The 14,313-nt window shown below is 51.4% G+C and carries 12 protein-coding genes; 2 read left to right on the plus strand and 10 right to left on the minus strand.

The genetic code is table 11. From position 1 onward, the window contains the following. Positions 1-233: 233 nt before the first annotated feature. From MHB80_RS27820 to MHB80_RS27835, 4 genes are all read right to left on the minus strand, one after another. A complete protein-coding gene (locus MHB80_RS27820; protein WP_341279954.1) occupies positions 234-1,598 on the minus strand; it encodes an MBL fold metallo-hydrolase in 1,365 nt (454 codons plus the stop codon). Positions 1,599-1,601: 3 nt separating this feature from the next. Then, positions 1,602-3,272, minus strand: a complete 1,671-nt coding sequence (locus MHB80_RS27825; RefSeq protein ID WP_341279955.1) for an iron ABC transporter permease — start codon at positions 3,270-3,272, stop codon at positions 1,602-1,604. Positions 3,273-3,375: 103 nt separating this feature from the next. Then, entirely contained in the window at positions 3,376-4,461 is a 1,086-nt protein-coding gene (locus MHB80_RS27830; protein WP_341279956.1) for an ABC transporter substrate-binding protein, read from the minus strand. 56 nt (positions 4,462-4,517) lie between these two features. Next, the gene (locus MHB80_RS27835) at positions 4,518-5,492 is read right to left on the minus strand and encodes an ABC transporter ATP-binding protein (protein ID WP_341279957.1); all 975 of its coding nucleotides are present in this window, start codon (positions 5,490-5,492) and stop codon (positions 4,518-4,520) included. Between the two features lie 398 nt (positions 5,493-5,890). On the opposite strand from MHB80_RS27835, the gene MHB80_RS27840 reads away from it, so the two are divergent. Together MHB80_RS27840 and MHB80_RS27845 are read left to right on the plus strand one after the other, a co-directional pair. Next, on the plus strand, positions 5,891-6,814 hold the full coding sequence (locus MHB80_RS27840; RefSeq protein WP_341279958.1) for a LysR substrate-binding domain-containing protein: 924 nt from the start codon (positions 5,891-5,893) through the stop codon (positions 6,812-6,814). An 87-nt stretch (positions 6,815-6,901) separates the two neighbouring features. After that, on the plus strand, positions 6,902-7,765 hold the full coding sequence (locus MHB80_RS27845) for a hypothetical protein (RefSeq protein ID WP_341279959.1): 864 nt from the start codon (positions 6,902-6,904) through the stop codon (positions 7,763-7,765). 134 nt (positions 7,766-7,899) lie between these two features. Here MHB80_RS27845 and MHB80_RS27850 read toward each other — a convergent pair whose 3' ends face one another. The 6 genes from MHB80_RS27850 to MHB80_RS27875 all read right to left on the minus strand — a co-directional run bounded on the left by MHB80_RS27850 (position 7,900) and on the right by MHB80_RS27875 (position 14,173). After that, positions 7,900-9,576 carry a ribonuclease J gene (locus MHB80_RS27850; RefSeq protein ID WP_341279960.1) on the minus strand — a complete coding sequence of 559 codons (1,677 nt, stop codon included), beginning with the start codon at positions 9,574-9,576 and terminating at the stop codon, positions 7,900-7,902. A 126-nt stretch (positions 9,577-9,702) separates the two neighbouring features. After that, entirely contained in the window at positions 9,703-10,125 is a 423-nt protein-coding gene (locus MHB80_RS27855) for a hypothetical protein (RefSeq protein ID WP_341279961.1), read from the minus strand. After that, positions 10,125-11,189, minus strand: a complete 1,065-nt coding sequence (gene hisC, locus MHB80_RS27860) for a histidinol-phosphate transaminase (RefSeq protein ID WP_341279962.1) — start codon at positions 11,187-11,189, stop codon at positions 10,125-10,127. The genes MHB80_RS27855 and hisC overlap by 1 nt, the downstream gene beginning before the upstream one ends. A 96-nt stretch (positions 11,190-11,285) precedes the next feature. After that, positions 11,286-11,951 (minus strand): YIP1 family protein, encoded by a 666-nt coding sequence (locus tag MHB80_RS27865; RefSeq protein WP_341279963.1) that lies wholly within the window; start codon positions 11,949-11,951, stop codon positions 11,286-11,288. 20 nt (positions 11,952-11,971) lie between these two features. Then, positions 11,972-12,478, minus strand: coding sequence for an N-acetyltransferase family protein (locus MHB80_RS27870; RefSeq protein ID WP_341279964.1), 507 nt, complete (start codon positions 12,476-12,478; stop codon positions 11,972-11,974). Between the two features lie 96 nt (positions 12,479-12,574). Beyond that, positions 12,575-14,173 carry a helix-turn-helix domain-containing protein gene (locus MHB80_RS27875; RefSeq protein ID WP_341279965.1) on the minus strand — a complete coding sequence of 533 codons (1,599 nt, stop codon included), beginning with the start codon at positions 14,171-14,173 and terminating at the stop codon, positions 12,575-12,577. Positions 14,174-14,313: the final 140 nt, after the last annotated feature.

The raw sequence follows: 14,313 nt of genomic DNA on the forward strand, positions 1-14,313 counted from the left end.
TAGCTGGACGCTACTGCTGTCCCTCCTCGTTTGCCGCTGCTGCGTCCTCCCTGATGAATACAGTATATAAAGCGGATATCTCAAGACTACGTCCAGCTTGTATCTAACTTGTAAATAATATTCCCCAATTACAGCGCGTCTGAATACTTTAGCAGGCAGCAAAAAACAGCAGGGCTTCATTACGACATTTTAGCGCCGTGAATTCCTGCTGTTTTCTGTTTTCTATTTTCCATTTAAAAATTCAACCGATCCCCCGGACTCAGCGAATAAACGCCCTCATAGCCCTCTTCCTTCAACACCGCAAGCAGCCCGTCGGTTCTTGGCTTAACCGCATGCGCTAGCACGGTGGTGCGGCTGGGCACCCGCTCCAGCATCTGGCGGACATCCGGCAGGCCCTGATGCACCTTATAGCGGATATGCTGCACGGATAGCCGGTAGCGCGACGGGCTACTCCCACTGCCGCCACTGTCCTCGCTGCTCCGCAATGCCTTTTCGCCATAAGAGCCTGCTGCGAGATGTCCGGTCAGCAATACGGCATGGTGAGCGTCACCCGAAAGCTGCTGATAGTACCACCGTGCAACTTCTGACTGCATCATGCCATCATTCGTAAAAATCAGGGCACTGCCCTTGCAGGCAAGCGCCCTTAAGCGCTCCTCTTCGCTTGCGACAATCGCAAGCCTCCCACTCGCCAGCAGCGCCTCCATACGAGCCAGCGCTCCGCCGGCCAGCCATTCCGGCAGCGCAGCCAGCTGTTGGAGCGGCTCCATCAGCGCCCGCTCTACGATAAGCTGCACCTCTGGGAAGCGCTCGCTCGCCCACACCAATAGCTCCTGCCCTCTCCCGCTCGTCGGCACCGGATAAAGCACTGAGCCCTGTGCCCGCAGCACCTCCTCGGTCGCCCGTTCCAGCTCCGCCAGCCGAACCGCCTGCGAATCCGGATTCGCCCCGTAAGCTGCGTCGATGATCGCAAGATCGGCGATACAGCTTGTCTCTGAAATCGGACAGCGAGCGTCATCCGCCCCTTCTCTGCCCCCGCCAATCGCTCCGAGCCGCGGCTCATCTGCTGCAAGCAAGCCCGATTCTGCGGTATAATCGCCTGAGAAATACACCAGCTTGCCGTGCCAATCAAGCGCCAGCCATACCGCGCCTGGCAAATGCCCGCTGCGCCCCCATTTTATGCGCAGCCCAGGGACTACGCTGCTCCATTCATCAGCGGTGGATCGCTCCTCCAAATAGGCAAATCGGATAGCCGCAATATGCTCATCCCCATAAGGAAGCTCGGCAGCCTGTGAGCGGGCATAACGATTCCACGCCTGAAAATAACCCGGAAGCTGCTGCGCCGTCACGCGGCTCGTCCATACTTCACCTTCATAACCGTGCTTATACAGCAGCGGCAGCGCCATGGAATGATCCTCATGCGCATGCGATAAGAATACCGCTTTCAGCTGCGGAATCACTTCCGGGCACATGAGCGGATATTGTCCGCCGCCTTCTTTTTTTCCGCCGCAATCCAGCAACACCGCTTCGTCTTTATATTGCAGCAAATAGCTGGAGCGTCCGTGTTCGCCCGCTCCGCCCCATATGGTCAGTTGCATCATCAGCTATTCCACTTTCTGTTGTGAGCTAAAAACATTCATCGCCAGCAGCAGTATGGTTGTGACGCCGACCGTTATGACGGCCATCGCCATCCCCATCGACACCTCTCCCTGCTCAAACTGGGCAAAAATATAGGTCGCCGACGTTTTCATCGAAGGCGGCAGGACGAGCAGCGACGCCACAAGCTCCCGATTGGATATCGTGAACGTCATCATCCAGCCCGCCAGCATGCCGGGCAGCAGCAGCGGCAGCAAAATCCGCCGCAGCACATATAGCTTGCGCCCTCCAAACACTTGGCCCGCCTGCAGCAGCATCGGGTCGATTTGCCCGTAGCTCGCTTTCACATACTGCACAGTGTAAGGCAAGAACAAGATGACATACGTTAGCACCACCATGCCGTATGTATTGTAAAGCGGAATCGGCATCCACTTCGCATTCCATAACAAAATCAAACCTACGACGATAACGATGCCCGGCACTGTATTCGGCAGTAAGCTGAACAGATCAACCAGCTTCTGTCCCGGCGTACGTGAACGCTGCACCGTTAGGGCGAACCATGTGCCCAGCACGACGGCAATCGTGGAAGCGACAATCGACAGGCCGAAGCTGTTCAATAGCGCATCCAGACTGGAAGAACCCGGCGTAAGCAGCTCCACATAATGCTGAAGCGTCAAATTGTCCCATGCGAGGCCGACGCCGCGCAGCTTCAAGAGGGATGCCGTAATAATCGAAAAATAAGGAATGCCGATGGAGGCAATGAGCAGTACCGCAATGTACAGCCAGCACAATATCCGGCCCCAGCGGCTCATCGTTGCAGTCTGCTTGATGGCGCCCTTGCCGCCGACTAAACGATAGGAAAAGCGGCTGCTAATCGTGCTTTGGATGTACCACATCACAAGGCAAGCCGCGAGCAGCACCGAAGCAAGGGAAGTCGCCTTGCCAAAATCAATCGGCCAGCTGGAAATATATTTATGGATTTCCGAGGTCATGACGTAAAAGCCGATTTTGCGCCCAAAGGTCGCGGGTGTGCCGAACTCGGCAATCGTTTTTACAAAAATGAGCAGGCTGCCCATGACGTAGCTGGACAACAGCAGCGGCAGCACGATGCGCCGCAAGCGGTACAGGAAGCCGCCGCCATGTACCGCTGCCGCTTCCTCCATGCTTCCGCCGATTTGCAGCAGCGCATTGCGCAGCAGCAAATACAGAAACGGAAATAAATGCAGGCTCATAATCGCCACCATGCCGCCAAAGCTGAAGAAGGCGGGGGTGATGGCCGAGGATGCCGGAATGAATTGCTCCATGTAGCCATTCGTCTGCATGAACAGCATCCAGCCCATCGACCCGATGTAAGGCGGCGTCATGAAGGGGATGAGCAGCACGATATCCAGCCACTTGTGGCGGCGCAGCGGCGTCTTTGCCATAACCCAAGCCAGCGGGAAAGCAAGCACTGTCGTCGCCGCGATGACGCATAGTCCCAGCCAAATCGAGTTAAACAGCACCTCGCTAAGCTCGCTCTGCCTAATGATTTGCAGCGGTGCCAGCAAATCCAGCTTCTGGTCGGTATATAAGCTCGTGCCGAATACGATCAGCAGAGGCGCGAGTACCAGCATCCCGAGAAGAGCCAGCGCCAGTCCCATGCCGAGCCAAACATAGTTTTTGAACAAAGAGGATAACATCGTCAGACCACCTATCTATTACCTGTCTATTACCTGTCTATTGCCAGCACCGCCCGATAACTGATGCCTTAGGGCAGCAGATATCAGGCGGCTGGTGTTCGCTTTATTTAAACAATTGGGTAAACTTCGTCGTCACGCTGTCGCTATTTTCGTTCATCCACTGCCAGTTCACGTTGAAGGTAGGAATTTCGTCCACACTTGCACGGTCCTTCGCTTCCACATCCGAGCGGCCTGGAAGCAAATACGCACCAGTAACCATTTTCTGAGCATCATCGGAGAGCAAATAATCGATAAAAGCTTTGGCATTGTCAGCATTTTTGGTCGTGCCGACAATAGCAGCCGGACGCGGGCTAATAACGCTGCCCTCTTTTGGATAAACAATATCAACCGGCTCGCCAGCCGCTTTCGCTTTGTACGCCATGTAATCAACGCCGGCGGCTACAACAGATTTCGCTCCTGTAATAACCGGATCAAGCGCCTCTTGATTCGCGCCTGCCATCGCTACGCCGTTTTGCTTGTAGCTGTCGAATAGCGACCAGCCGCTATCGCCCGATGCGCTTAAATAGCCGGAAATAAAATCAAGTGCCGAGCCAGACAACGATGGATCGGGAATGTTAACCTTGTCCTTCCACTCCGGCTTAGCCAGATCTGCCCACGAAGCAGGAGGCGTCTGTACGAGCTTCGTATTGTACACAATGCCAAGCGCAGAGGCGCTGTAGCTGAAATATTGCCCATCTTTATCCGACCAGTCGGCAATCAGCTTGTCCGCATTAGCCGCATCCGGATAGCTCATCAAAATGCCTTCCTCTTTCAATCCCTGCATCGCCGGAAGTGACGCAAGCACAAGCACATCAACCGCTGGATTGGATTTCTCCGCTTCCATGCGGGCAAGAATTTTGCCCGTTGTGCCTTGGAACATCTCGACCTTCACGCCAGTCTTCGCTTCAAAGCCTTCCTTTATTTTGTTCGCAAGTCCTTCTGGTCCTGCGCTGTATACGACTACGCTGCCGCTCAGTTTAACCTCTGTTTGCTGCGGCTGCTCTGCTGCTGTAGAAGCGGCTGGTGCCGAAGGTGACGCAGACGCTTCACTGCTTGCTTGTCCATTGCTTGCTGCTGTTCCGCAGCCTGCCAAGCTGACTCCCATAAAAGCGGTTAAAGCAAGCATCATGCCTTTTTTAGCTAATTTCATTGGTAGGGCCTCCCGATTGTTCTCATTTTTATTTGTAAAACATATAACCCGCTCGTTTATGACACCACTTCGTGCACATGCTCCGGCGAGGCGTAAACTTGCACCTTATCGCCAACGAGCAGCCTTGACGGAGAGTAGGCCGTCCAAGTGCCCAGATTCTCCTGCATCTCAAGCTCTACCTCATAGCGGTCGCCCATGTAGCTGGCATGCCGCACCTCCGCCTCGAAGCGATGATCCTCAGCATCCGCCTCGTGAAAGCGCACATGCTCCGGCCGCAGCATCCACTTGTCCTTCATCAGCCAATTGGACTTGCCGATGAAGCGGGCGACGAAGGGATGCTCCGGGGTGCTGTATATTTGCTCCGGCGTCCCTTGCTGCAAAATCTCGCCGCCTTGCAGCACGACAACCTCATCCGACATGCTCATCGCCTCCGTCTGGTCATGGGTGACGTAAAGCGCCGTCACACCCGCTTCCTTCACCAGATGGAGCAGCTCTGCCCGCATCTCATCGCGCAGCAGCGCATCCAATGCGCTGAGCGGCTCGTCGAACAGCACGAGCTGCGGCTTCATGACGATCGCTCTGGCAAATGCGACGCGCTGCTGCTGACCGCCGGACAATTGATGGGGATAACGCTTCTCCATGCCCCCAAGACGGACGGTCTGGAGCGCACCTAGCACCGCTTCCTGAAGACCAGCCTTCATGCCGGCAGCTCGCAGGCCGAAGGCGACATTTTCAAACACCGTCATATGCGGCCAAAGCGCAAAGTCTTGAAACACCATTCCGAATTGCCTTTGATGAGCTGGCTTATTGATTCGCTTTACTTTGGAATAGTAGCACTCCCCATTCACATGAATCTCACCGCCGTCCGGCGTCTCAAGTCCTGCGAGCATTCGCAGCAGCGTCGTTTTGCCGCAGCCTGAGGGGCCGAGCAGCGTTGTAAAGCTGCCTTTGGCAATCGATAGGCTGGAAGGCCGCAGCGCCTGAACGGCGCCGAAAGACTTTTCCAAATGATTCATTACGATATGTCCCATATGCATTAACCTGCCTGTCTATTAAATGACTGGCGGAGCAGGCAGCCGAGGCTTCCTTGTCCGCTAGGCTTTAAGCTTGACCTCAGTATAGCCCCCGACTATTCGTTGTTTATTTGAGCTGTGTAAATGAAAGATTAACTTTTTAGTGGATTTGTTTTAACATTCATCGAATTTTTCTATGCTACTTTTATAAGTAGTGGCGGAAAAGCGGCTACGCTGCATGAAAAACTTGACTTCCGATCGCCATTAGCCTTGAATTTATATTAATAATTTTCCACAGGAAAAAATTCAAGGCTAAAAGCGAACGCTATCGCTTCTCCAGTTCAAGCTTTTCATTTCGCTTCTCCTTTCCGCCACACTTTTACACTTATCCGTTCATAAGTAGGAGGCAACCGCCTGTGAATTTATTGAAGCTGAAAATTATTGAGCTGCTCGACAAGCATAAGAAAATTACTCCCGTTGCCCACGAGCTGGATCTCAAGCAGCCGACCATTACCTATCATATGAAAAGCCTGGAGCAGGAAATGGGCGTCAAGCTATTCGAGGCGCGGGCGGATAAAATGCTGCTGACTGCGCCTGGCAAAGCGCTGCTTCATTATGCAGTACGCATCAACAAGCTGGCGCAGGAGGCTGAGCGTGTCGTTATGGAATATGGCAGCCTTGCCCGCGGGAAGCTGACCATTGGAGCGAGCTACGTCCCGGCTACCTATGTGCTGCCGGAGGTGCTGAGCGATTTTTCCAAACATCACCCGGGCATTGAGATTTCAGTGCTGGTGAAGCCCGCCCCTATTATTAAGGAAAAGCTGTGGAACCATGACATTCATCTCGGCCTCATCTCCTCCGAGCCGTTCGAGCAGCCCTCCTTGTCCACGCATAGCATTTGCGAGGATGAGCTGGTCGTTATTTTTGCCCCTACTCATCATCTGGCTGCTTATGAAACGCTTAATCCGGGGCTTATTGCAACCGCAAATTTTGTGCTGCATGGCGAACAGTCCAGCACACGGGAAATGACAACGAGATGGCTGAACAATCACCGCATTGACCTCATCGGGCCCATTGAGCTCGATTCGATCGAAGCCATCAAGCAGACGGTGCAGCAGGGCGGACATATTGCTTTTATTTCAGAGCTTTCCGTGCAGGAGGAGGTTCGAAAGGGGCAACTGCTCATGCGCAAAATTCCTAATACCCGCTTTCAGCGCTCGATTTATTGCTGTTATAACAAGGATCGCTATGATACCCGGCTGACCGAACAATTCATTGATACCCTCCATAGAAGCTTTAAAAATTCTCCGTCCCCATCCATTAATTATTGGAAAAATTAACATAAGTCGTTTCCGTTATTGATTCCTCACGAACAATAGCTCCCTAAAGTAGAGCTTGTACTTCCATTATGAAGAGGAGCTGAAATAATGAAACATTGGTTAACGAAAGCAGGCACGATGGTATTGAGCGCAACGCTGCTGCTGTCGGCGTTCCAAGCGCCCGAGACGGTACAGGCAAAAAAACAGGAAGCTAATATGGTCCCATCCTACGAGGTCAAGCTGCTGCTGGATTCCACACAAGTGTTGAACAGTAATTTAACGCTAACCTCCGCGGTAAGCTCTCAGTTCAATCTGACCACCTCGAGACAAACCAATGTGGAATATTTCGATACCAATAGTCATGCTCTGGATGATGCAGGCTGGAATGCGCGTTTTCGTAAAAAAGAGGATAAAAACAACTACGAGCTCACGTACAAAAAACGCTATCCCGTACAAAACGGCAACATCGATGCAGCGCTGACGCTCGCCAACACAGAAGGCTTTGACATCACCGATGACAATTACAAGGCGGAGATCGATTGGGGCTACAGCAAGCAGACGCTGAGCATGTCAGTGGATAAAAAGGTGACTAAATCCTTGAATGGCGCACTCGGACTTCCATCCGAATCCGCAGCTCGCCAAATGCTGCTCGACGAGCTGCCAGGCAAGCTGAAAAACTGGGGAACAAGCAATTGGGGCAAGACGCAGCTGCAAAACTCGCACGCTTACGGCCCTGTTCTCACAACTAAGCACACAGGAACGTGGAATGGCCTTGAGGTGGACGTTGAAATTTGGCCCATTCGCAATGCTGCGGGTACAGGCGTAGAGCCAATCGTGGAAATTTCCTTCAAAACGGATGAATACAGCGTAGCTAATACGAACCGCACCGCGCTAATCAACAGCTTGAACAACCTGGGCTGGCTCGTGCCAGCGGACGGGCTGAAAACACAGCTTTTATTGGAACGTTATTAAATAACTAGGTTATTGAAAAGCAGAAGACCGCATAGCCACCTGTCGAAACAGGCCGGTTATGCGGTCTTCTTGTTCATAAATCTATTCAATGATCGGCTCACTAAGCAAAGTGAAGTGGACTGGTTAGGCGCCGATTAAACTTCCATGATGATCGGAAGAATCATCGGCTTTCTTTTCGTTTGCTCATATAAGAATCGTCCGAGCGCGTCTTTTACATTAGATTTTAGCGTCGTCCATTGATTGACGTTGTCGCTAATTGATTTAGTAATGGTGCGGGATACAATGCGGCCTGCTTCGTCGAGCAGACCTTCCGATTCACGTACATAGACGAAACCGCGCGAAATAATATCCGGACCTGACTTGATTGTTTTATCCTGCTTGCTGATTGTTACTACGACAACGAGAATGCCGTCCTGCGACAAATGCTTGCGATCGCGCAAAACAATATTGCCGACATCGCCAATGCCCAGGCCATCGATATACGTATTGCCAGACGAAACTTTGCCCGCTTTGCGTGCTTGGCCATTCGCAATTTCGACCACCTCGCCGTTATCGACAAGGAAAATATTTTCCTTCGCGACGCCTACTGCTTCAGCAAGCTTCTTGTGGTGAAGCTGCATCCGGTATTCGCCGTGAATCGGAATGAAATATTTTGGAGCCATCAGATGAAGCATCAGCTTCAGCTCTTCTTGGCTGGCATGGCCGGATACATGCATGCCTGTAGCAGCGCCCTGACCGTAGATAACGTTCGCGCCAAGGCGGAACAGCTCGTCTACAGTACGGCCAATGCTCCGCTCGTTGCCTGGAATCGGCGTAGCGGAAATAATGACCGTATCTCCTTCCAGAATTTCAATCTGGCGGTGATTGGAACGTGCCATACGCGTAAGCGCCGACATTGGCTCGCCTTGGCTGCCCGTGCACAAAATAACGACCTGATTGTCAGCATAACGGTTCACTTCATTCGTTTCAATAAGCATACCGTCAGGAATATTCAAATAGCCTAGCTCAGAAGCAATCGTAATCATATTGACCATACTGCGGCCAATAATCGCCAGCTTGCGGTTCGTTGCGACACCCGCGTCAATAACTTGCTGCAAACGGTATACGTTCGATGCGAACGTCGATACGATAACACGGCGCTCTGCTTTGCGGAAAGCGTCTATGAAGTTCGCTCCGACGTTTCTTTCCGAAGGCGTGAAGCCCGGACGCTCTGCATTTGTGCTCTCCGATAGAAGCGCCAGTACGCCTTTGCGGCCAATATCAGCCATGCGGTGAAGATCAGCATGGTGATCATTAACCGGCGTCTGATCAAACTTGAAGTCGCCTGTGTGTACAACGACACCTTCAGGCGTATCCAGTACAACACCGAGGGAATCCGGAATACTGTGGTTCGTACGGAAAAAGCTTGCAGTTAGCGTCCCGAATTTCAGCTCGGATTCTGCATGAATCAAATGTCTTTCCGTTGCGCCCAGCAGGCCGGCTTCCTTCAGCTTGCCTTCGATCAGTCCCATTGTCAGACGACTTGCGTAGACAGGCAGGCTAAGCTGCTTCAAAATATAAGGTAATCCACCGATGTGGTCTTCATGGCCGTGCGTAATTAGCAGCGCTCTGACCTTGTCCTTGTTCTCGATTAGATAAGAAATGTCCGGCACGATAATATCGATGCCCAGCAGCTCTTCATCGGGAAACTTGGAACCGCAATCAATGACAATAATATCGTTAGCGTATTGTACTGCGTACATATTTTTCCCAATTTCACCTACGCCGCCCAAGGCAAAAATGGATAGTTTGTTTTCTGTTCTGTTATTCAAAATAATCCTCCTATTTTATAAGACTGACGACGATTAATATACATCAAACTAAAAAGATCCGAACCAGTCACTTGTCACCATTATAGCACGAAAATTTAATAAAAAGGAAATAGGCTTATATGCCTTTTATTCCTTGTTCATTCGACCCAAAATATAAAGCAAGCCTTTAACAAACATTCCCACAAAAGCCGATGCCGCTACCGTGCATAAATTCAGCCCGTGAATATAAACAACGAGCAAACCTCTGGATGTCACTTCATCAGATAAAGGGAGCAACAGCCCAAGCCCATACGATAAAATGACCGTAATAGGTACCCAAAGCACCGGAATAAATAGCGGGAAATACCAATAGCGTCCGCTAAAGCTTCGAACGATGGCTATCGTATAAAGCACGCCAAGCAGGACCAGCAAAGTGAATACACCATTCAAAATCGTCACGCTGTAAGCCGTCGCATAATACAAAGTATTGCCGATTAACGAGAAAATTAAGCTAAGCAGCGTAACCCTCCGCATAGCAAAACCGAACGGCGAACGATTTTCCTCGCTCATTACGGCTTTACAATGTCAGCGATTACGTTAAGAAAGACGTCCATTTCCTCATCCGTACCAATACTTACCCGCAAATACTGGTCAATGCGAGGCTGCTTGAAATATCGAACGAGTACGCCCTGCTCGCGCAGCTTGCCAAAAATCGTTTCTGCCGCTTGGTCAGGGTGGGAAATGAACAGGAAATTGGCTGTGGAATCGGTCACGACAAAGCCGAGTTCCCGCAGACGCACAGCCGTCTGTTCTCTAGTCTGATTCACCTTAAATGTAATATCTTGGAAATACTCCTCATCTTCTATAGCCGCAACAGCACCCGCAAGTGCTAAACGATCGATCGTATAGGAGTTGAACGAATTTTTCACACGGTTAAGACCATCGATAAGCTCCTCGCTGCCAATCGCCCAGCCTACCCGCAAGCCCGCCAGCGAACGCGACTTTGAAAGCGTCTGAATAACGAGCACATTCGGATAATCGGCAACTAGCTTAACGGCCGTTTCGCCGCCGAAATCAATATAGGCCTCGTCAATGATGACCACTTGATTGCGGTTATGCTCAAGGATCAAGCGGAACTCGTCAACCGGAACAAGCATCGCTGTCGGAGCATTCGGATTGGGAATAACAATGCCGCCATTTTCACGCGTATTAAATAGCTCCAGAGGTATACGGAACTGCTCATCCAGTGGAATTAAATCCGCCTGGAGCCCGTAAAACTCGGCATACACTTTGTAGAAGCTGTATGTAATATCGGCAAACAGCACCGGCTTTGCAGGATCGAAGAACGCCGCGAAAGCGAACGCCAGCACCTCATCGGAGCCATTGCCCACAAAAACCTGGCTTGGGGAAACCTTAAAATAAGAAGCCAGCGACTGCACAAGCGCTCCGCTCGTAGGATCAGGGTATAAGCGCAAATCCTCATTTGCCGCCGCTTGGATCGCCTCAATCACCTTCGGTGAAGGCGGATACGGGTTTTCATTTGTGTTGAGCTTAATGTATTGCTTGTCCTTTGGCTGCTCGCCCGGCACATAAGGCACTAACGATGCCGCCAGTGGGCTCCAGAACTTACTCATGAGTCAAGCTCCCTTCATTCGATTAACGGCCCCTGCCGTTTGTCCGTCTTATTCATCCTCATTCAGCATAAAACATTTTGATGCCGAATGCATCCACTAATTTGCGATAATGCCAATGACTAAAAAAGGCAATACAAGAATCATTACAAGCGCGAATACGGCGAACATAATGATTAATGAAACGCCAAGTGAACGCCAAGCTGAAAACTGATGGGCCTCGCCGACCGCATGCAGCATAATAATGAACACCCAAATGCTCAAACCAATTTTAATAATCGCGAACAGTAGGCTGAGAGCCATCAGCACGCCGCCTGGAAGGTCAAGCCCCGAGGCCAGTCCACCCGAATATACAAGCGTATCGGTAAAGCTTCTTCTTCCTAATAGCACAAACTGCGGAATCCAAAGCAGTCCGATTAATACGGAAGGCGCCAAAACGCCACGGGCAAATGCAATGTACATCTGATGCCTGGTGGCAGTGCCGCCGAACCATGAGCCCACCCATTTATACAAAACGCCGGATAAAAATAATCCCCCGATTCCAAGCGGTGCGCCAACTAAAACCGCCAGCAGCAATAGCAAGCCCAAATAAATATGATTACCCCACTCATTATCCGCGCCGGTATCCAAAAATTGAAAGATGCCGCTGAATAAAGCAATTACAACAAGCGGCCAAAATGGCCCCGGATGCTTGAGAAAATGCCTAATCGTCTGACGAGGATGAATCCACACTCGAAACCAATATTTCCAATTTCCCTGCTGCATCTATTCTCTCCTTTCGTCCTTTATCCAACGCGCAGTCCCATAATGACCAAATCGCGCTCCACCCCATCCAGCTCCGCCACTTTGGGCATATAAGCCCATTGCTCGAACCCGAACTTGCCAAGCAGGCTCAGGCTAGGAGCATTGTGGGCAAAAATAAAGCCGAGCAGCGTTCGAATATGCAAGGATGGACATGCCTCCAGCGCATGCTTCAGCAGCATGCTTCCCAAACCGCGTGCACGGTGCTGCTCGGCAATGTAGATACTGATTTCGGCTGTTGCCTGATAAGCCGGACGTCCATAAAATGACTGAAAGCTGAACCAAGCCAGCAGCTCTCCATCCTCTTCCACTACCCAGAGCGGCCTAGTATCCGGCGCATGCTCGTCAAACCAAGCCTGCTTTGCTTCCACCGTTGACGGCTCCAAATCCGCTGTAACCTGGCGAGATGCAACCGTTGAATTATATATAGCTACAATGCCGGACAAATCCTCCTGCACCGCATCGCGAATACGATACGTTTCCTCTGCCATAAACCGCTCTCCTTAGCGTCATATTATCAACATTTTACCACCGCAGCTGGAAATTGTCTGCCTACCTTGCCGCTTCAATCGCAAGCCATCGTTGGCTTAACACAATGCGCGCAGCACATCATCAATTTTTCTATGATGGGAAAGCACGCCATAATTCATCCACGACAAAAAATCGACTTCATATACGCTGCCATTTCGCACGGCGGGCAGCGACCGCCAGAGCGGCGATTGCAGCAGCTCGATTTGCCTGCCCGCAATCGTATCAATGGTAATAAACAGATGTTCGGCGTCAAGCAGCGCCAGCTCCTCCATTGACAGCTCAACGAACCGCAAACCTTTAGCCAGCTTTTCTACGAGTGAATGAGGGCTCAGCCCTAAATCGCGGTAAAGCACCGGGCCGGTGTAGCCATGGTCAGGACCGCCATACAACTGCACTCTATCGGCCGACAAACGCAAACAGGCGACCGTTTGCCGCTTCACCGCCCGCAGCAGCTTTGCCTTGGCGGCAGCCGCTTTATTTTCATAATCAGCAATAACAGGGCTTACTTCCTCAGCCTTCCCGAGCAAATCCGCAATGTTATGCAGCGTTGAACGCCATTCCTCGCCTTTATAGGAAAGCTGGATACTCGGTGCAAGGCTGGCAAGCTTGTCCATGCCCCACCGTTCAATGCCCGCATCCATCAAAATAAATTCCGGCGCGAAGCCAGATAGGGTCGCTTCGTTATCGGTGTCCACATTAAATTCTGGCACATCATCAAGACCAAGATATTCCTGCCGCCCCCAATGATCGTGGCTGAATTGCATAATAGGCCTGATGCCAAGCGCCAGCAAATAATCCTCGATAAAAGGTGCAAAGACCCGAATATTTTCCCGCTGATGGCGGCGATATTGGCCCGGTGTAAGGCCAACGGACTGCTTGAAGCGGCGGCTAAAATAATATTCATTGCTATAGCCGACGCTTTGCGCGATGCGAAACAGCCGATCATCCGTGCTTGCCAGCAGCTTTTTCGCCTGCTCTACACGTACCTCGTTCAAATAATGCAGCGGAATTTCGCCCGTCAGCTCCTTGAATAGACGGGAATAGCGCCAGCGCATCATGCCTGCATGGTCGGCAAGCTTGTCTACCGTCAGCTCTTCCCGGAAGTTTTGCCGAATATGGGCAATCGACTGTTCCATCGCTCGCCTTTCGCCGCTTTCTGTGCGCAGAGGCAGGTTTTGCTGCATGATGAATAATAGAAGCTGCTGAAATCTGATATCATGACGGAAAGCCTCCAGCTCATCCTCCACTTCCCGCTTATCATGGAGCGCCTGAAGCTCACTCATACAATAGGAGAAGGGCTTGCAGGAAACCTCGCCCAGACAAGGAAAAGGGACAGACGTCGGCTCCGCTCCAATTCCATCAAAGGCAAGGTAGTAGAACGACAGTTCCTCCTCTCCGCGCTCAAATCCACCAGCTGCAAACTCCATCCTCGTACCCGGGCCAAAAATAAAACAGGCTCCACGGCCCAGAGCATGCCGCTCTCCCTCTCCATTTACGTAAAGCGTTCCAGCTCCACCCGTCACTATCATGATGATATGGTCATCAGCGGTGGGCAGCACCTGCTCCTGTCCATTTTCTACGTTCCAATATTGTATAGCAGTCAGCCTATAGAATATCGCATGGCGCAGCTGCGGCTTATTTCCCTCGTCGATCAATTCATATCCCCCTTAGGATGTCTTGGCAAACAGCACGTGTTATGCCCGTACATGCCAAAGTAAATGAGAATGATTTTCACAACTAGTATAAATGAAAAAGGAAAGCCCATCAATGCACAGATGGGCCTTCCTCTTCATTT

The organism is Paenibacillus sp. FSL H8-0537 (genome assembly GCF_038051995.1).
Classification (GTDB): Bacteria; Bacillota; Bacilli; order Paenibacillales; family Paenibacillaceae; genus Pristimantibacillus.